23 protein-coding genes are annotated in these 20,719 nt (G+C 37.2%); 16 read left to right on the plus strand and 7 right to left on the minus strand.

The annotated features are described in order from the left end of the window. The first annotated feature begins 5 nt into the window (after positions 1–5). On the plus strand, positions 6–2,291 hold the full coding sequence (locus M899_RS02275) for a methyl-accepting chemotaxis protein (protein WP_081653699.1): 2,286 nt from the start codon (positions 6–8) through the stop codon (positions 2,289–2,291). 62 nt (positions 2,292–2,353) lie between these two features. Continuing rightward, complete coding sequence (gene priA, locus M899_RS02280) at positions 2,354–4,372, plus strand: replication restart helicase PriA (protein WP_021269793.1); 2,019 nt, start codon at positions 2,354–2,356, stop codon at positions 4,370–4,372. On the opposite strand, the gene dacB is transcribed toward priA, so the two are convergent. Both dacB and yidD read right to left on the minus strand, forming a co-directional pair. Next, entirely contained in the window at positions 4,369–5,850 is a 1,482-nt protein-coding gene (gene dacB, locus M899_RS02285) for a D-alanyl-D-alanine carboxypeptidase/D-alanyl-D-alanine endopeptidase (RefSeq protein WP_034727477.1), read from the minus strand. The genes priA and dacB overlap by 4 nt on opposite strands. After that, positions 5,792–6,043, minus strand: coding sequence for a membrane protein insertion efficiency factor YidD (gene yidD / locus M899_RS18180; RefSeq protein WP_021269784.1), 252 nt, complete (start codon positions 6,041–6,043; stop codon positions 5,792–5,794). Before yidD ends, dacB begins: the two co-directional genes overlap by 59 nt. 83 nt (positions 6,044–6,126) lie before the next feature. Here yidD and nth point away from each other — a divergent pair, with 83 nt between their 5' ends. Genes nth through M899_RS02300 form a run of 3 tightly spaced genes read left to right on the plus strand, consistent with a single transcriptional unit; the run spans position 6,127 to position 8,283 of the window. After that, positions 6,127–6,780, plus strand: coding sequence for an endonuclease III (nth, locus tag M899_RS02290; RefSeq protein ID WP_021269764.1), 654 nt, complete (start codon positions 6,127–6,129; stop codon positions 6,778–6,780). A gap of 13 nt (positions 6,781–6,793) precedes the next feature. Further along, complete coding sequence (locus M899_RS02295; protein ID WP_021269761.1) at positions 6,794–7,477, plus strand: alpha/beta hydrolase; 684 nt, start codon at positions 6,794–6,796, stop codon at positions 7,475–7,477. Then, complete coding sequence (locus M899_RS02300; protein ID WP_021269813.1) at positions 7,477–8,283, plus strand: DUF2797 domain-containing protein; 807 nt, start codon at positions 7,477–7,479, stop codon at positions 8,281–8,283. Before M899_RS02295 ends, M899_RS02300 begins: the two co-directional genes overlap by 1 nt. Here M899_RS02300 and M899_RS02305 read toward each other — a convergent pair. Further along, on the minus strand, positions 8,264–8,500 hold the full coding sequence (locus tag M899_RS02305) for a hypothetical protein (RefSeq protein WP_021269795.1): 237 nt from the start codon (positions 8,498–8,500) through the stop codon (positions 8,264–8,266). The two genes, M899_RS02300 and M899_RS02305, sit on opposite strands and share 20 nt — an antisense overlap. 203 nt (positions 8,501–8,703) lie before the next feature. Between M899_RS02305 and M899_RS02310 the strand changes: the two genes are divergently transcribed. From M899_RS02310 to M899_RS02325, 4 genes are read left to right on the plus strand one after another with little or no spacing between them, the layout of a single operon-like run. Beyond that, the gene (locus M899_RS02310; protein ID WP_021269780.1) at positions 8,704–9,558 is read left to right on the plus strand and encodes a hypothetical protein; all 855 of its coding nucleotides are present in this window, start codon (positions 8,704–8,706) and stop codon (positions 9,556–9,558) included. A 27-nt stretch (positions 9,559–9,585) separates the two neighbouring features. Then, positions 9,586–10,821 carry a hypothetical protein gene (locus tag M899_RS02315; RefSeq protein ID WP_155897041.1) on the plus strand — a complete coding sequence of 412 codons (1,236 nt, stop codon included), beginning with the start codon at positions 9,586–9,588 and terminating at the stop codon, positions 10,819–10,821. 12 nt (positions 10,822–10,833) lie between these two features. Next, positions 10,834–11,958, plus strand: coding sequence for a hypothetical protein (locus tag M899_RS02320; protein ID WP_021269791.1), 1,125 nt, complete (start codon positions 10,834–10,836; stop codon positions 11,956–11,958). A 48-nt stretch (positions 11,959–12,006) separates the two neighbouring features. Continuing rightward, positions 12,007–12,462, plus strand: a complete 456-nt coding sequence (locus tag M899_RS02325) for a YiiD C-terminal domain-containing protein (RefSeq protein WP_196801719.1) — start codon at positions 12,007–12,009, stop codon at positions 12,460–12,462. Here the strand turns inward: M899_RS02325 and M899_RS02330 are convergent. Beyond that, a complete protein-coding gene (locus tag M899_RS02330) occupies positions 12,459–12,833 on the minus strand; it encodes a hypothetical protein (RefSeq protein ID WP_021269767.1) in 375 nt (124 codons plus the stop codon). The two genes, M899_RS02325 and M899_RS02330, sit on opposite strands and share 4 nt — an antisense overlap. A gap of 122 nt (positions 12,834–12,955) precedes the next feature. Here M899_RS02330 and M899_RS02335 point away from each other — a divergent pair, with 122 nt between their 5' ends. After that, positions 12,956–13,822: an alpha/beta fold hydrolase gene (locus tag M899_RS02335; RefSeq protein ID WP_021269805.1), complete on the plus strand. Its 867-nt coding sequence runs from the start codon at positions 12,956–12,958 to the stop codon at positions 13,820–13,822. Between the two features lie 4 nt (positions 13,823–13,826). Here M899_RS02335 and M899_RS02340 read toward each other — a convergent pair whose 3' ends face one another. Next, the gene (locus M899_RS02340) at positions 13,827–14,492 is read right to left on the minus strand and encodes a glutamine amidotransferase-related protein (protein WP_021269794.1); all 666 of its coding nucleotides are present in this window, start codon (positions 14,490–14,492) and stop codon (positions 13,827–13,829) included. Between M899_RS02340 and M899_RS02345 the strand changes: the two genes are divergently transcribed. From M899_RS02345 to M899_RS02355, 3 genes are all read left to right on the plus strand, one after another. After that, positions 14,493–14,945: a methylated-DNA--[protein]-cysteine S-methyltransferase gene (locus M899_RS02345; RefSeq protein ID WP_021269788.1), complete on the plus strand. Its 453-nt coding sequence runs from the start codon at positions 14,493–14,495 to the stop codon at positions 14,943–14,945. It abuts the gene before it with no gap. A gap of 49 nt (positions 14,946–14,994) precedes the next feature. Further along, complete coding sequence (locus tag M899_RS17405; protein WP_021269778.1) at positions 14,995–16,095, plus strand: trypsin-like serine peptidase; 1,101 nt, start codon at positions 14,995–14,997, stop codon at positions 16,093–16,095. Between the two features lie 121 nt (positions 16,096–16,216). Next, entirely contained in the window at positions 16,217–16,648 is a 432-nt protein-coding gene (locus tag M899_RS02355) for a hypothetical protein (protein WP_021269797.1), read from the plus strand. 2 nt (positions 16,649–16,650) lie between these two features. Here the strand turns inward: M899_RS02355 and M899_RS02360 are convergent, their stop codons facing one another. Next, complete coding sequence (locus tag M899_RS02360) at positions 16,651–16,845, minus strand: hypothetical protein (protein WP_021269766.1); 195 nt, start codon at positions 16,843–16,845, stop codon at positions 16,651–16,653. Between the two features lie 173 nt (positions 16,846–17,018). Beyond that, the gene (locus M899_RS02365; RefSeq protein WP_021269776.1) at positions 17,019–18,275 is read right to left on the minus strand and encodes a M48 family metallopeptidase; all 1,257 of its coding nucleotides are present in this window, start codon (positions 18,273–18,275) and stop codon (positions 17,019–17,021) included. A gap of 72 nt (positions 18,276–18,347) precedes the next feature. On the opposite strand from M899_RS02365, the gene M899_RS02370 reads away from it, so the two are divergent. From M899_RS02370 to M899_RS02380, 3 genes are read left to right on the plus strand one after another with little or no spacing between them, the layout of a single operon-like run. Next, positions 18,348–19,121, plus strand: coding sequence for a hydroxyacylglutathione hydrolase (locus M899_RS02370; RefSeq protein WP_021269790.1), 774 nt, complete (start codon positions 18,348–18,350; stop codon positions 19,119–19,121). Positions 19,122–19,131: 10 nt separating this feature from the next. Next, positions 19,132–19,605 (plus strand): thioredoxin-dependent thiol peroxidase, encoded by a 474-nt coding sequence (bcp, locus tag M899_RS02375; RefSeq protein ID WP_021269809.1) that lies wholly within the window; start codon positions 19,132–19,134, stop codon positions 19,603–19,605. 12 nt (positions 19,606–19,617) lie between these two features. Next, positions 19,618–20,715, plus strand: a complete 1,098-nt coding sequence (locus M899_RS02380) for an endonuclease/exonuclease/phosphatase family protein (protein ID WP_021269775.1) — start codon at positions 19,618–19,620, stop codon at positions 20,713–20,715. Positions 20,716–20,719 lie beyond the last annotated feature (4 nt).

The following is a 20,719-nucleotide window of genomic DNA, read 5'->3' on the forward strand; positions in this document are numbered from 1 at the left end:
TAGAAATGACGACATTTTTTAAACGTAGGAGCTTTCGTTTTAAGCTGCTGCTACTCATTATGGTAATGTGCCTCGTATGCATTTGTGTAACTTCTTTCATTTCATTTAGAAAATCGAAGGAAGCTCTTGAGCGCGAAACAGTCAACCAAATGATCTCTACGAGTGAATTATTAAAGCTTAGAATTGAATCATCATTAGAACATGCTAAGAAGATGTCGTTAAGATTAGGATCAGACCGCCTTATGGAAGGTCTGTTCCTCGCTTATGAAGGGGCCTTCTATGGAGGAAACTTCTCTGCTGGAAAAGATCTCAATATCTATTCTGAACCTTATCAAAAATTAGAGCAAATTTACGGTGATCGTGTCAGAGAAATGGCAAAAGATTTCAATGTAAAAAATATTTATCTTGCAAGTATTGATGCTCAAATTATCATGTCTTCTTATAAAGAAAAAGATGGAGAACTCCTAGGGAAAAACCTCGCAAATGGAGTCTTAAAAGAATCGAAGCTAAGTCAGTGTTACAAAGCTGCTAGTGATAGTAAAGGCAATCAAGTTTTCTTTAGTGGATTCGAATATCTCGCATCGATCCAAAGTGCCAGTGCATTCTTTTGTATTAAAAAGCTCGCTGAATTTGATCACGCATCTGAGGGGATCTCTAAAGGAGACGTCATGGGTGTCGTTGTCTCACAAGTTGACTTAGATGATCTTAATAAAATCGTTACAAGTCGTGTCGGTATGGGAGAAACAGGTCAAGTTTACTTAGTCGGTGAAGATAAAACTCTTAGAAGTGATTTTTTCATTGGAAAAGAAACGTATAATGTGAACAACTCTGTTAAGAATCAAATTAAAGTGGAGACGAGTTCTGTGGAGCTTGCTCAACAAGAAAAACAGGGTTACCACTATATTAAAGATCCGAATGGATATGATGTATTAAGTTATTATTCACCTTTACATGCTTTTGGACAAACTTGGGCGTTAATAGGTGAAAAGCAAGTCTCTGAAGTTTTTCAGTCAATTTCTTCAATGCTTAATTTTATCATTATCGCCTCTGTGCTAACGTTTATTGCAATATTCTTTGTGGGCTTCTTTGCAATTGCTAAGATGATTTCACCAGTATTAGATGCCAATAAAACACTTCAAGGTGTTTCTGGGCATGTTGATACAAATTCTAATGCCATTAAACAAAACTCTCAAAAACTAAGCGCTGGTGCGACTGAAATTGCAGCGGCCATCCAAGAAACCGTGTCAACTCTTGATGAACTTTCTAGTATGGTTAATAAAAACTTAGAAAACGTTGAACTCTCAGGTAAAAAATCAGAGGAGAGTCAAAATGTTGCTAAGAAAGGGAAGGATTCTATCGCCAGTATGATTGTGGCAATGGATGAAATTAATCAAAGTAATCAAGATATCGTAAAAGAGACTGATAATATTGGTGAGCGTATGCAAGAGATCATCAATGTTATTAATGAAATTGGTGAGAAAACGAAAGTAATCAACGATATCGTATTCCAAACAAAGCTGCTTGCTTTTAATGCATCTGTCGAAGCTGCTAGGGCAGGTGAGCATGGTAAAGGTTTTGCCGTTGTTGCAGAAGAGGTTGGATCACTTGCAAGTGCATCAGGTAAGGCCGCAACTGAAATTGCTTCGATGCTTGATGATTCTACAAAAAAAGTAAGCGATATCGTTACTATTACAAAACAGAATCTAGAAAAGCTTGCTGGTCAAGGTGAGGAGAGAATTAAGCATGGTTCATCTCGTGCCAAAGAGTGTGACGAGGTTCTTAGTTTAATTCTATCAAATGTTGTTGAAGTGAATGAGAAAGTTCAGGAAATCAACTACGCCTCAAATGAACAGGCCACGGGAATTTCTGAAGTGGCCAAAGCAATGGGACAACTTGATGAGCTGACACATTCAACTTCATCAATAGCATCTATGGCCCTTAATAGTTCTAATGAACTAGAAGAAGAGTCAAAACGTTTGCAAAAAATTATTATTGATCTCGATAATCTAGTGAACGGTTTAAGTGATGATAACACTACTCTTTTACGCACGATTCCTGTTGAAGATGATTTTTCAGATCAGTCATTGAGAGATGATGATTTTTCAATAGAGGATCAAAATTTTGAAGATGATAAAAATGTAGAAGAAATACAAATCGCAGCAGAAGAACCTAAAAAGCGTGATGAGGTAGTCAAAAAAGAAGATACATCATCAGCTAAAAAATCATCTGAGGTTGAAGAAGCCTCAAGTTTAATTCCATCGAGAGATGATTCCCGATTTGAAGATATTTAGGCCCCTATGCAGGGGCCTTTTTTTTTACTATTCTAAATGGGTAAGTCATTCAATGGAAAATCATGCATTATTGTCGCGTAGCCGTAAAATACCCTGGAAAAGAAGGAATCCTCACTTATAAAGTGGGTGAACACGTTGTTAAACGTGGAGACCTCGTTAAAGTTCCTTTGGGGCGAAGAAAAGTTGAAGGTTGCGTCGTTGCAAGTCAATTAAGTGAAGATGATGTTCGCGAAGAAATTGCTGGCTTCCAAATAAAAGAAGTTGAAGAAGTTTTGCCTGAAGTCATGTCACTAACTGATAGTGAGCTTTCGTTGTACGAATGGATGGCCAAGTATTATCACTATAATTTAGGGATGGTGATTTTCGAGAGCTTACCTGAAATTATGAAAAGGCCTAAGAAGATTGATCTAAAAAATGGGGTAGGTAAAACTCTTCCTCACGATCTTGGAGAACTTCAGGCCCCCATTTATAAAGATATCGCTGCTCGCCTAGATAGAGGGTTTGACCGCTTTTATATTCACGGGGTAACGGGAAGTGGGAAGACGCTGGTTTATTTGAATCTTATTCGCGACACGCTTGCTCGTGGTAAAAGTGTTTTATTTCTTCTTCCTGAGATAAATCTTACGCCTCAATTTACAGAAACTTTTTTAGATTATGTAGATTGTCCAATTTTGTCTTATCATTCTGGTATTTCGAATTCAGAAAAATTTATCGCCTGGAAATTTTTAAAAGAATCGCCAAACCCTGTGATTATCATGGGTGTACGAAGCTCTGTTTTTCTTCCTGCCCAGAATTTAGGACTAGTTATTGTCGATGAAGAGCATGATAGCTCTTTCAAGCAAAGTGATCGTTGCCCTTACAATGGTCGTGATGTGGCCATTAAAAAGGCCCAGCTTGCAAACTGCCCTGTGATTATGGGTTCTGCAACTCCATCGGTTGAGAATTATTTCAGCTTCACTCACAATAAAAATTTGCAAGATCACTACTTCACAATGAAAGAGCGTATTGCAGGAAATTTCCCACAAATTGAACTTTTAGATGCGAGATTTGGTGGAAAGAAGTTGAGTGTTGATGAATTGTCTCTATGGCCTTTTGAACAGCGCTCAATTGATCTCATAAAGTCGGCCCTCGATAGTGGTGAGCAAGTTCTAGTCTTTGTGAATAGACTTGGTTTTGCCAATTATGTTCAGTGTCGTGCTTGTGGACATAAATTCGAAGATCCCAATACTGGAGTTGCGCTTAGGTATTTTAAAAATAAAGGTATACTTTCATCGGCCCATAGTGATTTTGAAATCCCGATGCCAGAAATTTGTCCAAGCTGTGGCAATATGAACCTTTTGCAAAAAGGTTTTGGGACAGAGAGATTACAAGAAGTTTTAGAACAGGTTTTCCCTGATAAGAGAATAGATCGCTTTGATAGAGATGAGATTAAAACGTTGAACGCACTAACTGAAAAATTGGATGCTTTTCATCGCGGTGATATTGATGTTTTTGTTGGAACTCAAATGCTGTCAAAAGGGCACAACTTTAAGAAAGTAAATCTTGTTCTAGTACTTGGTGTTGATAGTATGATGAATTTTCCTGATTTCCGGGCCATCGAAAGAACCTATCAAACGATTACTCAAATTTTAGGACGTGCAGGACGTTATTCAGAAGAGGCGAAAGTCGTTATTCAGACACTTGTTCCTGAGAATAAGTTATTTTCTACAATCAAAGAACATTCCTTTAATGGCTTTTATGAAGATGAAATAAGCATTAGAGAATTTTCAGGTTTTCCTCCTTTTAGTAAGCTTGCCGTGATTCATTTTAATGGTCGATTTAGAGATAAGTTAATTGAACACAGTGTTTCTGTGGCCAATGGGATCAAAGAGTTTTGCGCGAAAAATTCTTTTAAAGTAGATGTGCTTGGACCAGCGCCAGCAAGTATTGAAAGAAGAAGTGGACAGTTTACATGGACAATTCTTCTTAGAGCAGAAGATGTTGCCCACTTACATACGACTCTTAATTTCTTTGAAAAAAATTACAATAGGATCTCAGGCATTTCATTCAAAATTGACGTCGATCCTTATCACACGCTCTAGTACTTTGCGATCCACTCTTCTAAAAGGGTATCGAGAACTTGATCTGTTTTATTATTCCAAGATCGAGCACCTGAACGTAGAGTATTGAGATATTGATTGTTCTCACCTTCAAGAGCTTTACGCTTTTCAAAATCATTTGTGAATATTGCATAATAGAGTGTCTTACCTGATTTAGTATTTATAAATCCTGCAATATTATTCACGTAATCTAGTGAACCTGTTTTTCCCCAAACTCGATAACTTGCTGTCGAAGTGTTGAGACGCTTTCTAATCCAACCGTTATGACCTGATAATGAAAAGAGTGATAGGAAGTAGAGACCATCAAATCTTGTTTCTCTCACATTGCCGATGAATTCAGAAAGAGTTTCAACAGTTGTTTGATTGACGATACTAAGTCCTGAACCGTTAGCGAATGTTGATTGTACGAATTTTTCTTGACCGTACTTTTTCAAATACCACTCTTTCATTTGGAGAGCAGCTTGCGCAATTGAAGAAATTTTTGAATTTTCTTTCATTGCCGCTTTTACGAGGATTGCTTCACTGTAAAGATTGTTACTGTACTCCATTGCAAGTCCAGCAATCGTTTTAAGATCGGGACTTTTGTATTGATATAATGTTCGCGTGCTATCATCTTTACCAATTTCATAATTATTAAGCTCAATACCATTGGCCTTTGCCATAAAGATAAAAGTTTCGGCGGCATAAATATGAGGATAGCGTAGCGGTATTTCTTCTAAATTGCCGTAGTCGTTATATGTGCTCACACTCCAACTTTCAGAATTTGTGTCGTTGCCATCAAAGCGAAACTTCATACCGGGAGTAAACGGCTTATAATCCTTAACAATACCAATAGAACTAACAGGGGGAATTGTATAGAAAGTTGCTTTTGCCGTATGGCCAGAGTTTTCTTTTTTAAGTTGAAAGCGATTGAAGTCGAGATTTAAAAAACTTAGTCCTGGATTATATGTTTGATCATCAAGTCCAAAATTTGAAAGGCGTTTCTCACTTATGAAATTATCATTTACTAGAATGAGCTTACCTTCAACTTTCTTAATCCCTTTTTCTTTAATCGCCAGAATGAAATTAATCAGTGTTCCTGAAATAAATGAAGGGTCTCCTGAGCCAATGAGATAGAGGTTGCCTTTTAGAACTCCATTTTCAATTGGTCCTTTAAAACGAAGTTTTGTTGAATAAGAAAACTCGTCACCTAAAATAGACAGAGCATAAAATGCGGTGAAGATTTTTTGTAGTGAGGCAGGAGTGAATTCTTTTTTCGAATTCAGTGTTTCTAGAAATTTTTTATTTTCAGCATCGTAGAGAGCATAAGCGAGCTGAGAGTCTGGCATTTCTATCTTTTTTAAGATTTTTGCAATTTCATCTGAGGGACGGGCCTGAAGCTCATCAGCAAATGAGTGAATATTAATGATGCTTACAAGTATGATTATCGTGATCTGGATCACTGCCTGGTACTGGATCATATCCTCCCTCATGGAATGGATGACATTTAAGAATTCTTCTTAGCCCATAGTATAAGGCCTTGTACCAAGGAAGCACAATAAAACTTTGCTTCACATATTCAGAGCATGAGGGGTAGAAACGGCACTTTGGCCCGAGCATCGGAGAGATGAAAACTTGATAAATTTTGATGAGAAAGAGGGCCAAATGTTTCATATCTACTGTAGACCCCAAAAAAAACGCTGCGTCAATTACAACTTGAAAACTTTTTGCTATTTTTGTGGTTCAAGGAGAAATTTATGAAAAAGCAGGAAAGGGCAGATTTTATTTTAGAGCGCCTTGAAGATTTATTTCCTGAGGCACCAGTACCTCTGGACCACACAGATGCTTATACGCTTCTTATAGCGGTATTACTCTCAGCTCAGTGTACAGATGAAAGAGTTAATAAGGTGACTCCTAATCTCTTTAAAAAGGCCAATACTCCACAAGATATGTTGGAATTAACTGTTGCTGAGATTGAAGATATTATTCGTCCATGTGGGCTTGCCCCAAGAAAGGCCAAAGCAATTTGGGAACTTTCTCGCATTATCATGGAAGAGCATCAAGGTGAGGTGCCTGCGAGTTTTGAAAAGTTAGAAGAACTTCCAGGTGTCGGTCATAAAACGGCATCAGTAGTCATGGCCCAGGCCTTTGGGGTGCCAGCATTTCCGGTTGATACTCACATTCACCGTTTGGCCCAGCAATGGGGGTTAACAAATGGAAAAAATGTCGAACAAACGGAGAAAGATTTAAAGAAAGTCTTTCCTGAAGAAAAGTGGAATAAGCTTCACCTTCAAATTATTTTCTACGGCCGCCAATACTGCACGGCCAGACAGTGCAATGGTCTTCACTGTGATATTTGTCAAACTTGTTACCCTGATAGAAAAAAAGAAAGGGCCTATAAAAAGGCCTAAGGATGATTTTAATATGAAAATGATAAGAGAAAATGACCTTGATATAATCTACAAAGCAGGGACTTCTGATAAGGCGATTATCGTTTTACACGGCTATGGAGCAAGCTGCAATGATCTTGCGCCTATTGGGCAGATGATGGATCAAAGTGGACATTTCCATTGGTATTTTTTAGATGCACCATTATCTGTCGATATTGGCTATGGCATGGAAGGAAGAGCTTGGTTTCCAATTGATATGATGGGACTTCAACAAGCACTTATGAAAGGAAGTTTTCGTTCTTTTTTTGCAGACAAAATTCCTGACGGTTTTATAGAAGCGAGTGAAAAAGTGGAGGCCCTTTTAAAAAGTTTAAAAGAAAAGCACAGCAGTCTTATATTGGGAGGGTTCTCACAAGGATCAATGATTTCAAGTGAAGTTGCTTTCAAAAATCCCGGACTCGTGGATAAGCTTTTTATTTTATCAGGTACATTTGTGTCTGAATCTCATTGGAGAGATTTATTGAGTCACAGTACTTCTCTTCCTATTTTTCAAAGTCATGGAAGTGTAGATCCTGTATTGCCTGTAAGTGAAGCGAGACGATTAAAAGAGTTTTTAGAAGAGAATGATCAAAATCATGAGTATCATGAGTTTCACGGTGGCCATGAGATACCAATGCCAGTCATTCAATCTCTTAGTGCATTTTTGGTGAGGGCATAATGGCGATTTCATACGAAGGTAATATTTTAAAAATGAAGAGTAAGCTTGGCGATGTGGTGGAATATTCTCTACCTCTTAGTGATGTTGGTGTTCCAATGAATGAGCTTATTGGTAAGAAAGTAACTTTGGAGTTCACTGGGATAATCAATTGTATTGCCACTGGTGAAAAAATTAAAAAAAGTTACGGACAAGGTTATTCTTATAAGGCCTTTATCACACTTGCTGAGTGCGATAGCTGTATTGTTCGACCTGAGTTGTGCCACTATGCTGAGGGGACTTGTCGAGAGCCAAAGTGGGGTGAAGAGCATTGTATGATCGATCACTATGTTTATTTATCAGTGACAGATCAGATGAAAGTGGGAATTACAAGACATACTCAAATTCCAACTCGCTGGATTGATCAAGGGGCCAGCTATGCTATTCCTCTTGTGAAGGTAAAAGATAGAAAAACATCTGGTCTTATTGAAAGCGAAATTAAAAAGACCATGAGTGATAAAACAAACTGGCGCAAGATGCTTGAAAATGTCGTTCCAGAGATTGATCTTTATGAAGAGCGCGAAAGAATCTATGAGGAGTTTGGCGATCTTTTTGATGAATACGATGCAACTGATTTAGATGATGATATTACTGAGATTAAGTATCCCGTTCTTGAGTACCCAACTAAAGTTAAATCTCTCTCTTTTGAAAAAACACCAAAGATTGAAGGAACATTAATGGGAATTAAAGGCCAGTATCTCATTTTTGATATTGGAGTGATTAATATGAGAAAGTATCAGGGACACTATATTAAACTTTCTTCTTCTTAATTTCTTCCACAATTCTACGTTCAAGATCTCCTGTTTCGGGAGATCTTTTTGCTCTTAAAACTTCTTTGGCATAGGCACTCATTTGCTGTAGGCCCTTTTCATAGCGGGCACAGTTTTTACAAATGAGCAGGTGAAACCATAGGGCGAATTTTTCACTATAAGATTTCGGAGCAATTCCTTCTCTTTGTCTTTTATTTATTTCGTGACACTTTGCCATAGTTTTCGCCTTTAAATAGTTCAAAATCCATTATATCGGAATTTATTTATTACGACTATTGTCAATTAATTCAGCATATTATCACCAGAAAGTGGAGAGATCTGATAAAAATGCTTTATATTCGCAAAAAATGTGAAAAATGACTTGGCGGTCTTTTTAATGCATTGTACTGTGCCTGCAATAAAAATAATGGAGGGATGACCATGAGAAGCTTAATTGCGATTTTATCACTTACTTTCGCTGTCGTAGCGAATGCAAATACACTTGAAGAAGCACAAACACTTTTTGCCAACAGAGGCGAAAATGTGGCCAACGCTAAAAAGGCCGCAGATATTTATGCAACTCTTGCTGCTAAGGCATCAGGTGTTGAAAAAGCTAATCTACTTCTTGGTGAGGCCGAAGCAATTTATTACGTTGGTATTAAGGCCGATGCTAAAAAAGAAAAATTATCTCTACATGAGCGTGGTTACGAAGCGGCTCAAAAAGCTGAGAATCTTCTTAAGGCCAGTGCTGCAACAAAAACAGAAATCGCAATTTCTAATTACTGGTTTGCCGCTAATATTGGTAAATGGGGTGAGGCCAAAGGCGTTCTTGCTTCACTTGGAAAATGGTATAGCGATATGAAGCCAGCTCTTGAAGAAATTAAAGATCTTGATGATACAATTCAAGACTACGGTGTTTATAGAATTCTTGGAATGGGTTATTTGAAAGTTCCAGGAGAGTCGAATAACGAAGGTCTAAACTACCTTGTAAAGGCCTACACAAATACGATCAGAACTGTTGAAGTAGATGGTGAAGAGCTAGAGCTTTCATATCATGTGAACAATGTTGTTTTTCTTCTTGAAGGTATGGTTAAAGAAAAGAAACTTAAGCTTGCTGATTTAGAATTCTGTAAAATCTATGACGATATTTCTTTCTTATGGGAAGCCGCTCAAGAAGATGAGTCTATTCTTGAGACTTACAATTCTAAGCTTGTTCCTGAGTCGAAAGTTGAGTTCACAAATTTCTTCGCTGAAAAAGACAACAAAGAATATTTCGATAAAAACTGTACTAGATAATAATCTAAGAACTAAGAGAGAGAGTTTATGATTAAGATATCTATACTAATGCTCACAATGGCCAGCGTATCTTCATACGCTGGTGGTATTGGTGCACCATTAAATATTTCCTCAGCAAGTGTTCTTCCTAAAGGGGTGAGAAATCTTACTTACAAGGGAGTAGCGGCTTCGCCTTCGGACAAGTTCAATAGTTCTGGGCAACAAGTTGTTCTTGCTGATCCATTCTTTTCTGAAATTACTTTTGCGAATCTTTTGGATGGTACTAAAGATCCCAATGATAAAGGTTTGATCGAAGCAAAAATGATTGAAATGGGAGCGAGCTTAGAAGATTCACTAGGATCAGTAAAAGGTCAGGTGAATATAGAAGTTCAGGCCAATGTGCCTGTGTTTGCATGGGGTATCACTGAGCGCTTTACAGCGGCCGTGGCCATTCCTGTGACGAGATCTTCTGTAAATATTGACACAGGTGTTGATCACAAGAACCCGGCCCTTCACGCTGCTCTTAAGCAAAAGACAAATATTGCACCGGATAAGCAAGTTGAAACATTCACAAAACTTAACGATCCCGTTAACGAAAAAGTGAAAGAGTACAACTATGAGCCTCTTCAAAATGAGACAACGACAAAACTTGGCGACATCAAACTCGTAGGAAAATATAAAACTTACGAAGATGCAAAAAATGTTGTGACACTTGGTGCGGAAGTGACTTTACCAACTGGCGAAGAAGAGAATCCAAATAAAGTCATTGATGTTCCAGGTGGAGATGGGCAAACAGATATTGGTCTAAATATCGCCCATGATTTGATTCTTGGAAAATTTGTGCTGGCCTCATCTTTAGGTTACACAGTTCAATTCTCTGATACGGTAGAAAAAAGAATTCCATTCAATGGCCTAAGTAAACTTTCACCTGACTCAGATAATAATGTTAAGCGTGATCTCGGGGATATTTTTCAAGCATCTCTAGGGGCCAAATACGGCTTTTCTGGAGTGACTTTAGGAACGGCCTACAGTTTACAGTACAAGCAAGCGGATACTTACAAAGGGAGCAAATACGAGCAGTCACGCTATGATTATTTGGCCCAGGACAGTGTTCAAAATATGCAAGCCGCTCTTTTCTCTGTTGGATACGATACAATCGGTCTTTATAGAGCGAAGAAATTTCCAGTGCCTTTAAGTTTAAACCTGACTCATACAAGAGTACTTTCTGGGAAAAACGTTGTTAAAGACCCTTTTACAACGCTTGATTTCTCATTGTTCTTTTAAGGGAGAGTGAAGATGAAAAAAATATTAATTGCTCTTTCTTTTGTAGCATTTGTTGGTTGTGGAAAAGATGCTTCTTTGATTAAAGTTGATAGCAACAAGTTCAATAAACTTATTCGTCAAAATCTAGAAGTTGATTACACGGCCATTAATGAGGAAATTAAATCTGGAACAGTTCTTGTCTATCCTCAAGTTGGGGATGTGGGGAACTACACATACACTTTTGATCCTGAAATTTATGAAACAGTTATTGGAAGTGTGAAAGGTGCTAAAGAGCGCGTTCCTTCAACTATTGCTAAATCAATGATGGCCGAAGACAAAGTTGTAACAATCGTTAAGGTTATTCAATTAGTAGGGATTGCAAGAGATAACGCGCAAGTGAAGATTTCTGACAATGATAAACTGATTGCCTCTATTCAAGAACAAATTTCACCACTTCTAGATGCGTATACATGTTACAAAATCAAAAGTGGTGCAAATGAAAATAAATGTTCTAAAGTAAGAATTAAAGATGGCGAAGATAAAACCGAACGACGTGCAGAAATGTTTAGAGTTTGTAATGATCTTTCTAAAGTCGTTGATTCATATATCGATATGACTGAAGAAGAAGCACTACAACTAAGTCAAGATGCTTCAAAATGCCAGTCTATTGAAAAAAATAGAATCGAGTCGCTTCGCTTGGATAATGAACATCAAAAAACTATCAGAGATTATGGGAAGGCCCTTTTCCTAAATATGATGGGGTCGCTAGAAGAGTCTAACGGTAAACTTTATCGATTTGTATTTTCTGGTAGCGAAGACAGTTATGATGATGTTTCGAAAATTACTTTTTCAGAAGATGGCACTAAAGTTGAAAACTTAAGTCTATTCATTGACTTCAATTTAGGGAAATCATTTCAAACATATAGTCTTGAAGAGGGAAATTTAAAAATTCTTCAGTATGTTGACGATGCACTTACAAATACGAAGTTACTAGAGATTGAAATTGATACAGGAAAATTTCTTGTGCGTTCTAAACTTTATATGTCTGATTCAAATGTTTTTGGCGTAAGACTAGTAGGTGAGGCCGACTTTATTTATCCTGATAATAAGGTATGGCAAGGGGTCATTAGAATGGACCTTGAACAAAACTCAAAATAATTTAAAATAAGGGGACTCATCATGAGTCCCTTTTTTTTGGAGAGTTTTGTGAATCGTAAATTTAGAGATTCAATGATATTCAAACTGATTAATTTTTATCCGCCATTTTTAGGAGCAGGTGTAAAAGTTAAGCCTCTTAATAAAGAAGGCACTAAACTCGAAGTGTCTATGAATCTCACTCGTTTTAATCGCAATTATGTGGGGACTCACTTTGGTGGGTCTCTTTATTCAATGTGTGATCCCTTCTATATGCTTATTCTTCTTCGTATGCTCGGAAAAGATTATATTGTCTGGGATAAATCGGCATCGATAGATTTTAAACGACCAGGTCGTGGTAGAGTTCACGCCATTTTCGAAATTACTGAGGATCAATTCACTGAGATTAAGAATAAAGTGGATGAGCTTGGCAAGTTTGAGCCAGAACTTCTAGTTGAAGTGAAGGATCATGAGGGACAAGTTATTTGTGAAATTTCGAAAAAATTATGGATTAAAAAGAAGAGTTAGCGCGCTAACTCTACTTTTACACCATATTTAGAACTCAAATCATTGAGTATTTTTATAAGAGTTTGCTTTCTTACCATAACGTCTAAAATTGAAAATTTTTGATCAATAGCAATAGCGCATTTATTTTCACAAACGACATCTGACGTGCACAATTCAACCGTCGTAATAACTTCTTGATTTTGAAATTGTGAATACCACTTAAAAAATTCTTCTACTTTGTCTTTGAGATCATTTAAAAATTGCGGATCATCAAGATGGTCTAGGTTGTACAGAAAGCGTCCTGAGTCCATTTGCTTTCCATTGATAATCACATGAATAATACCGCGAGTATTGAAGTTTAATGAACTGTTAAAGCATTTAGGGCAATACATTTGATATCCTGATTTTCGTTTAGTTCTTATTCGGCAATTTTTCCAAAATATTAAATACTTCTCTTTATTAAAAGCTTAATATTACTAAAATATGATATACTGTTTTGGTTCTAGGAGCTTGTATGAAAGGTGATCATAAGAAACTTCAAATGAGAGACGGTGTTTCTCTACATTTGAAAATCAAAGAAGTAGGCAGTCCCATTTGGATTGTGGCCAGCCATGGTATTGGTGAGCATTACGGTAGACATAAATATATATCTAAGCTTTTTGGTCAGGATTTTAATATTTGTCAGTACGATCTACGAGGCCACGGTAGAAGTGAAGGGGTTGGCGCCTATGTCGATTCTTTTGAGCACTTCTATGAAGATCTCGGCGAAATCATTTCTTATTTAGAAGATAAGTATAAAATGAAGCGCATGATTTTATTTGGACACTCGATGGGTGCACTTATTACTTCTGGCTATTTGCAAAATGAAGCTCATAAGCATCTTTATCCTGAAGTTGTCTTTTTAAATGCCCCACCTGTAGGTATGCCAGGTGCATTAGGCGATGTCATTAATATCATCCCTAAAAGTGTCTTTAGAAATTTAGTAAAGCTTCCCCTTACAATTAAGCTGGGAGGCCTAGTTGATCTCAACTATCTTTCACACAATATTCAAGTGAAAGAAGAGTACCTAAATGATGAGAGAAATCATTTAAAGCTTCATTCTAAACTTCTGCTTGAGTTGGTAAAAGCTTCGAAAGATGTTTATGCACGTCCTCTTCGAGTAGAGTGTAAGGCATATTGTACATATGGAAGTGAAGATAGAGTTGTTGGGCCTGCCGCCATTAAGAACTATTTCACTCATACAGAAAAATCATTTCGATTAAAAGAATTTGAAGGCGCCTATCATGAAATTCATAACGAAATTGAAAAGTACCGTTCTGTTTATTTTAAATTCTTAAAAGAATCGTTTTACGAAACACTCTATACAGAATTCGAGGCCTAGGAAACTAGGCCTTGTCTACAATCTCCAAAAATCTTTCTATAAATCGATGGCCATCAAGTGTGGCCTTTTTAAATTTATCGTCACTAATTTCTTTAGAGATGTGTCCACTGACAAATTGCTTAGAGGCCTCAGGATGACCTTGGACGCTTAGAAAAGGAAGATCTTTGTGAGCTATAGCATCGAACTGACATTGCTTACTTTGGGCCAGCGAAATAAAATCGGGAGCAAGATTTTTCACTTCGTAATTATGAGTTACAAAGAGTTCAAAATTTTCACCGGCCTTAAAATTGAAGTGATCTTGGTTTATTGTAAATTGGCGAGTTCCTTGATGAGGTCTTTCAATAGCATCAATAAGATCAACAGATCCTCCAAAAATATCTTGAACTAATTGGTGGCCAAAGCATATTCCCAATGTAGGAGTTCCAGAACTTATTTTTTCTTTTAAAAATTCAGCAAGCTCCACTTGCCATGCTAATTTTTCATGGACATCTGAAAGGCTACCTAAAATGATAAGACCTGAATTTTCTGGAATTTCAAAAAGAGAAGACATTCCATATTGAACTGGATGATGGTAAGAGAAAGGTCTCTCAAAATAATGAGTCAATTTATTAAAGCAACTGATGGCCTGAGTAACTGTTGCACAGTCGATAATGGCCACAGGAGATTTCATATGCACGTTTACCTCGAAACTCCAATTGGACCCCTTAAGATCATTGGAAATGAAAAAAATATTAGCGAGATTCAATTTATCAAACATGATGAGCTTGGAGAAGACGCACCTACAACTTGTCTGCTTGAAGCAAAAAATCAGCTTAGTGAATATTTTCAAGGAAAAAGGAAGAATTTCGACTTAGAGCTTAATCTTTCCAGTGCAACTGAATTTCAACAGAAAGTCTGGCAAGGCCTAGTTCAAATTCCTTACGGAAAAACAAAGACTTATGGTCAGCTCGCCGTGGATATCAACAGGCCGGGTGCTCAACGTGCAGTGGGTGGCGCCAATAATAAAAACCCGATTCCTATCATCATTCCTTGTCATCGCGTGGTTGCAAGCAATGGACTTGGGGGATTTGCCCTTGGAGCTGAAGTTAAAAAGTGGCTTTTAGATCATGAAAAAACTGCATGAGGCGTAGCGTTAAGTCGTCCTTTAGGTTATAAACACCAAAAGGAAATTCATGGACTTACGTACAATTCTACTTTCATTCTTAATGGTCTCAAGCGCCGAAGCTTCAGTTAGACCAACTCCTTCAGTTATTTACGGAGAGGATAATCGCGTTGAATCTCTAGAGGTTCGTAATCCTAAATTAATTGAGGCCGCATTTTCTGTGGCCGCACTTGTTCCTTTTTATGATCTTTATGAATCAAATGAAGCTCCAGATAGTGAACAGTCACTTGAAGAACAATTGCAAAGCGTTCGCGGTAAAGTTGATGAGCAGACCTATAATTTTCTCTTAGAACTTCTTAAGGCCTCGCGCGAAGAAGGCAAGAGAGAAAGTGATGAGATGAATTCTGATGATAATAGTAAAGACGATCTTGTATTAAAAGATATTGATAAAAAAATGTCTAACGCTGCACTTTTACGCTATCACTTAAGTCGCATTCTCGCGACAAAGAAACATGAACCGTTTTATGAATTCGATCAATCGCGCACACCTGTGAGTGAGTTCAATATTTGTCCGAGTGAGAAATTCTCAACTCAACCCATTTTGTCCATGTGTACTGGTTTTCTTGTAGGTAAAGATAAACTTGTAACAGCAGGCCACTGCATACGTAGCAAGCAAGACTGCGAAGATGGGGTTTGGGTATTTGAATATTTTAATGGTGTTAAAAATATTCAATCAAAAAATATTTATCGTTGCCAAAAAATTCTCTCAAGAAAAGAGACTGATCTTTTCTTTGGAAAAGATTACGCCATCATAAAATTAGAAAGAGAAGTAACTGGTCGTAAACCACTTAAAATTTCCAAAGATCGCATTAAAAAGAAAAAAAATGTTGCAGTAATTGGGCATCCTCTCGGCCTTCCTATGAAGACGGCAGTAGGTGAAGTTACTTCTTCTTGGTTTGGACCTAATCTAAAAACTAATCTCGACACTTTCGTCGGGAACTCTGGTTCACCTGTTCTTGATACTGAGAGTGGTGAGGTTATAGGTATTTTAGTTGGCGGTGCTGAAGACTTTCCATCGCAATCAAATGGCCAATGCATTGAAAATAATAGGATCTACTCGAAAAAAGGCCGTGAAAAAGTCATGAAGATCTCTTCAGTTCCGGGACTCTAACTCCTTGTATTTCTTCGTAGTTTAATTTTACATTATACTTTGTAGAGTGAAACGCTCAAGTAAGTATTTCACCATGACGATAAGAATTATGTAGTTAACTTTATGGGTAGAAATAAACATCATGAGTGAACAAAAAGATCAAAATATGGAACTTGTCGATAAGATCAATCAGGAGGGCTCTTCTGAACATGATCTTCTTGATTTAGAATTTACTGCAACTAACGTTGCAATTAAATTTGATAGTTCTCAAATTTCTAGTAAGGCCCATGACGCTTCGTCGACTCACAGTAATCTTGTTCCAATGCAAGTGATGGGGTCCGGACTTTCAGATGCGGAATTGCGTGCCCAAGTAGCAGAGGCCAAGACTGAGCTTGTTGCTATGTTTGCTTCTGATGCAAAGTTGTTAGAGCATCAAATGAATCAAATGATCAAACAAATGTATGCAAAAAATCCTGAGTTAAAACCATTTCTCTTGAAAATGAAAAAATTGCTGGCAGATCACGCAGATGTAAAGAGGATCTCACAAGTAGATCCTCTAAAGAAAGCTTCTTAGAATTAAACTTTCAGATATTTTAGAACGAGTTTTTTATCCTTCACCTTAGGTGGAGTTTTCGGCGTTGGAGGATCTTCTGGAACAGGATTCTTGTCTCTGCTTGAAACTTGAATAGAGCTCTCTAATGAAGCCGATGGACTATTTGTAATTGCGACAAGCGCAAGGACTAAAAGAAGTAACAATCCTAGATTTCTCATAATCTCCCCCGAAATTAATCTCACTACTTCATTTTTGTAATGTTAATGACCTCCAACGTCAAAAGAGGTTTCTGTTAAACTTTGGTTGGCCGTTGTAAAAACAAATGGTTATGGTTTTTGTGTAATAAGATGATAGTTTTTAATAAAAAGAGAGGGTCAAAATGACCCTCGTTTTATTTGAGAAATGTTTCAAGAAAGCTAACACGCTTAATGGCCGGCGGGTGAGAGTGGTACCAGTTACTGTACATTTCATCAGGTGTTAATGTGCTGGCGTTGTCCTTGTACATCTTCACAAGGGCATTAATAAGGTCGCGAGCATTTGAATGAGTGGCCGCAAATTCATCGGCCTCATATTCAAACTTTCTTGATTGATATGAGCTGATTGGGCCAATGAAAAAAGTGTAAATCCCACTAACCATCATAAAAAGAAGTAGTCCCGCATGTGTGCTTACTGTTTGTACTCCATGACCTTTAAAGAAAATTTCTGAATGCAGAAGTTGTCCCATAATAAAAAAAGCAATGAAGCTCATGACAATACTTTTAACGATCATTTTAAGGATATGCTTTCTTTTAAAGTGACCAAGCTCGTGAGCAAGAACAGCTTCAACTTCATTGGGGTTAAGAGAGTTAATAAGAGTATCGAAGAAAACGATTCTTTTATTTTTTCCAAAACCTGTGAAGTACGCATTTCCATGGGCACTTCTTTTTGAGCCATCCATAACAAAAAGACCACTTGCTTTAAAATCAATGCGCGCAAGAAGCTCCATGATTTTATTTTTTACTTCACCTTCTTCAAGAGGTGTGAATTTGTTAAAGATGGGTGCAATAAAAGTTGGGTAGGCCCACATCAAAACGATTTGAATAAGAGTTAAAAAAACAAAAGCGTATAGCCACCACAGTTCTCCAACAGAGGCCATAATCCATAGGAGACCATAGAGGATAGGGACAAAGATAACAAGACCAACAAGAGTTGATTTAATAATATCTGTGATGAAAGTTTTAACTGTTGTCTTATTAAAGCCAAATTTTTCTTCAATTACAAAAGTTGTATAAACTGATTGTGGAAGAGAAAGAAAAAATGAAATGGCCAAATAAACCATAAAGAAGAAAACACCAGTCGTTAGAGTTCCTTCTCCAATAAGATCTTTTGATAACCTGTCCATGGCCTCAATCCCACCACCGAGTGTCCACATCAGAAGTATGGCCACTTCAATGAATTGAAAAAATTGAGAGGCCTTTATTTTAGCAATACTATAATCAGCGGCCTTTTGATGGTCGGCCAGAGAAATTTGTTCTTTAAATTTTTCAGGAACTTCATTTCGGTTTGCCAAGATATTTTTCATATTTCGGCGATCAAGGTAGGCCTCAATAAGGCTTTTAAGGGCCACAAAGAGAATGAACACCTTCGTGACAAGAGCTGCGTTGACCATGTGCTTCCTTTTTGTTTTATGTTTTTGTGTTTATGATAACTTACTCTCAATACCAATAAAAGGATTAAGATTTTGAAAGTCCATCAATTTTTTAGCTTTAGTTCTCTACGAAATTTTGAATATCTACTTGAAGATGAGTCTGAACTTTATGCCGTTGATCCCTTCAATGGTGACAAGATTTTTGCAGAGGCTAAAAAAATTGGAAAGCCTATCAAAGCTATCATTAATACTCATGAACATTTTGATCACTACTGCGGCAATGAGGCCCTCGTTAAGGCCTGTGCTTGCGAGGTATGGGCCCACGAAAAAGCGCGTGGCAAAATTCCTGGTGTGGGGCGATATTTAAAAGATAACGAAATCTTGAAAACAATTGATGGAACTTATGTTAAGGTTTTGTACACTCCAGGGCACACAATGGGCCACTTATGTTTGCTTTTGCAAAATGAGGGAAAAGATCTTGCGCTGATTAGCGGAGACACTCTTTTCAATGCAGGCGTGGGCAATTGTCATAATGGTGGAAATCCCGAAGTTCTCTATGAGACTTTTAGAGATCAAATTTTTCCACTACAAGATGATGTGGTTTTGTATCCTGGACATGATTATATGAAGAACAACTTGCTCTTTACTTTAAATCTTGAACCAAGCAATAAAAAAGCAAAAGCACAGCTTGAAAGAATTAAAGATTTTAAAGATGGAGAGTTTATAACATCCACGATTGGACAAGAAAGAGAGTTCAATACGTTCTTTCGTCTAGATGTTGAAGAAATTAAATCGAGCTTGGGAGACAACACTCTTTGTGAAAAGAATGTTTTTCTAAAACTCAGAGAAAAAAGAAATCACTGGTAAGGAGGATAATATGGCACTACCTAAAGTAGGAAATCTTGCACCAGCATTCACAATGCTTAATCAAGATGGAGAAAAAGTTTCATTAAAAGATTTTAAAGGAAAGAAAAATGTTGTCCTTTATTTTTATCCAAAGGCCATGACTCCTGGGTGTACAGTTCAGGCCTGTGGGATTCGCGATACTAAGAAAGATTTCGACAAATTAAATACAGTTGTTCTTGGGGTAAGTCCTGATGAACCAAAAAGACTTGTAAAATTCATTGAAAGAGATGGATTAAATTTCACACTTTTATCAGACCCTGATCATGCCATTACTGAAAAGTACGGTGTTTGGGATCTAAAAAAATTCATGGGTAAAGAATTCATGGGAGTTGTGAGAACGACTTTTATTATCAATAAAGAAGGAAAGCTTGTTCACATCATGGATAAGGTTAAAACAAAATCACACCATGATGATGTTATTAATTGGATTAAAGAAAATCTATAATAAGGGTAAACGATGAAATTAGTTGCTATTCTTGCTTGTATTCTAAGTTTTAATGCTAGTGCAAAAACTTTAGAGTTTATGTCGTACAATGTTGAGAACCTTTTTGATGCCAATCATGATGAAGGCAAACTTGATTGGGCCTATCTTCCAAAATCTTTTAAAGACAAGAAGAAAGAGTGTAAAAAAGTTGAGAGCCGCAAAAGAAGAGAAGAATGTCTTGATACAGATTGGACCTCTGACAAGGTTAAGCTTAAAGTTAATCAAATTGCAGATGTCGTATTAAAAGACAGAGGCAATCCTCCTGAGTTTATGGCCCTAGTGGAAGTAGAAAATGAAGCCGTTGTAAAACAAGTGGCCGATGTTCTTCGCTATAAAGGCGTAGCTGTGACGAATAGTCCGGACAATAGAGGAGTGGACGTTGCTCTTTTATATAACGAGGACAAGGGGATTAAGTTTGTTAAAAAATCAGAGATCGTTTTAAACTCAGATGATTTTAAAAGCTGGCCTACTCGTAATATTTTAGAAGTTGAATTTCTTGTTGATAAGAAATACCCCCTTACAGTTTTTGTAAATCACTGGCCAAGTCTTGGAAATCCAAATATTAAGCGTGTAAAAGCGGCCGAGTTTTTAAGAAAGAGAATTCAAGAATTACAAAAAGCAAATAAGGATCACTACGTTATTGCGGTAGGGGACTTTAATACCATTGATTCAAACCACCCGCACCCATTTAAAGATGTTCTTCTAAAAGATGGTATCATGTACGATCTTCACGAAGAGTACAAAGAAGATAAGAAGATTTCTTGGGATGTGAAAAACAGCCAACCTCCGGGATCATACTTTTTTGCTCCTGAGATGACTTGGAATGTTCTCGATCGAATTTTCTTATCTCCAAATCTTAAAGATAAAAAAGGACTAAGTGTTGCGAATGATTCATATACAATTTATGCACCAAACTTTATCACAACGAGCTATGAGTATAAAAGTCGTGGTAAGTATTTGAATGGTTCAAAAGTTGTAGGGGTTCCAAAGCGCTATGATCATAATGCTTCAACTACAGGTGAAGCTGGATATTCAGACCACTTTCCAATTATTTTCAAAATTAAGTATTGATAAA

This window comes from Bacteriovorax sp. BSW11_IV, from assembly GCF_000447755.1.
Classification (GTDB): domain Bacteria; phylum Bdellovibrionota; class Bacteriovoracia; order Bacteriovoracales; family Bacteriovoracaceae; genus BSW11-IV.

What these genes read in the sequence shown, in the direction of transcription:
- priA (WP_021269793.1), top strand. Translation starts at nt 2,354, where the DNA reads ATGCATTATTGTCGCGTAGCCGTAAAATACCCTGGAAAAGAAGGAATC.
- M899_RS02365 (WP_021269776.1), bottom strand. Translation starts at nt 18,275, where the DNA reads ATGGTCAACGCAGCTCTTGTCACGAAGGTGTTCATTCTCTTTGTGGCC.
- nth (WP_021269764.1), top strand. Translation starts at nt 6,127, where the DNA reads ATGAAAAAGCAGGAAAGGGCAGATTTTATTTTAGAGCGCCTTGAAGAT.
- M899_RS02330 (WP_021269767.1), bottom strand. Translation starts at nt 12,833, where the DNA reads ATGTATTGCCCTAAATGCTTTAACAGTTCATTAAACTTCAATACTCGC.
- M899_RS02360 (WP_021269766.1), bottom strand. Translation starts at nt 16,845, where the DNA reads ATGAGAAATCTAGGATTGTTACTTCTTTTAGTCCTTGCGCTTGTCGCA.
- M899_RS02295 (WP_021269761.1), top strand. Translation starts at nt 6,794, where the DNA reads ATGAAAATGATAAGAGAAAATGACCTTGATATAATCTACAAAGCAGGG.
- M899_RS02300 (WP_021269813.1), top strand. Translation starts at nt 7,477, where the DNA reads ATGGCGATTTCATACGAAGGTAATATTTTAAAAATGAAGAGTAAGCTT.
- M899_RS02320 (WP_021269791.1), top strand. Translation starts at nt 10,834, where the DNA reads ATGAAAAAAATATTAATTGCTCTTTCTTTTGTAGCATTTGTTGGTTGT.
- yidD (WP_021269784.1), bottom strand. Translation starts at nt 6,043, where the DNA reads ATGAAACATTTGGCCCTCTTTCTCATCAAAATTTATCAAGTTTTCATC.
- M899_RS17405 (WP_021269778.1), top strand. Translation starts at nt 14,995, where the DNA reads ATGGACTTACGTACAATTCTACTTTCATTCTTAATGGTCTCAAGCGCC.
- M899_RS02275 (WP_081653699.1), top strand. Translation starts at nt 6, where the DNA reads ATGACGACATTTTTTAAACGTAGGAGCTTTCGTTTTAAGCTGCTGCTA.
- M899_RS02340 (WP_021269794.1), bottom strand. Translation starts at nt 14,492, where the DNA reads ATGAAATCTCCTGTGGCCATTATCGACTGTGCAACAGTTACTCAGGCC.
- M899_RS02380 (WP_021269775.1), top strand. Translation starts at nt 19,618, where the DNA reads ATGAAATTAGTTGCTATTCTTGCTTGTATTCTAAGTTTTAATGCTAGT.
- M899_RS02315 (WP_155897041.1), top strand. Translation starts at nt 9,586, where the DNA reads ATGATTAAGATATCTATACTAATGCTCACAATGGCCAGCGTATCTTCA.
- dacB (WP_034727477.1), bottom strand. Translation starts at nt 5,850, where the DNA reads ATGATCCAGTACCAGGCAGTGATCCAGATCACGATAATCATACTTGTA.
- M899_RS02305 (WP_021269795.1), bottom strand. Translation starts at nt 8,500, where the DNA reads ATGGCAAAGTGTCACGAAATAAATAAAAGACAAAGAGAAGGAATTGCT.
- M899_RS02310 (WP_021269780.1), top strand. Translation starts at nt 8,704, where the DNA reads ATGAGAAGCTTAATTGCGATTTTATCACTTACTTTCGCTGTCGTAGCG.
- bcp (WP_021269809.1), top strand. Translation starts at nt 19,132, where the DNA reads ATGGCACTACCTAAAGTAGGAAATCTTGCACCAGCATTCACAATGCTT.
- M899_RS02355 (WP_021269797.1), top strand. Translation starts at nt 16,217, where the DNA reads ATGAGTGAACAAAAAGATCAAAATATGGAACTTGTCGATAAGATCAAT.
- M899_RS02335 (WP_021269805.1), top strand. Translation starts at nt 12,956, where the DNA reads ATGAAAGGTGATCATAAGAAACTTCAAATGAGAGACGGTGTTTCTCTA.
- M899_RS02345 (WP_021269788.1), top strand. Translation starts at nt 14,493, where the DNA reads ATGCACGTTTACCTCGAAACTCCAATTGGACCCCTTAAGATCATTGGA.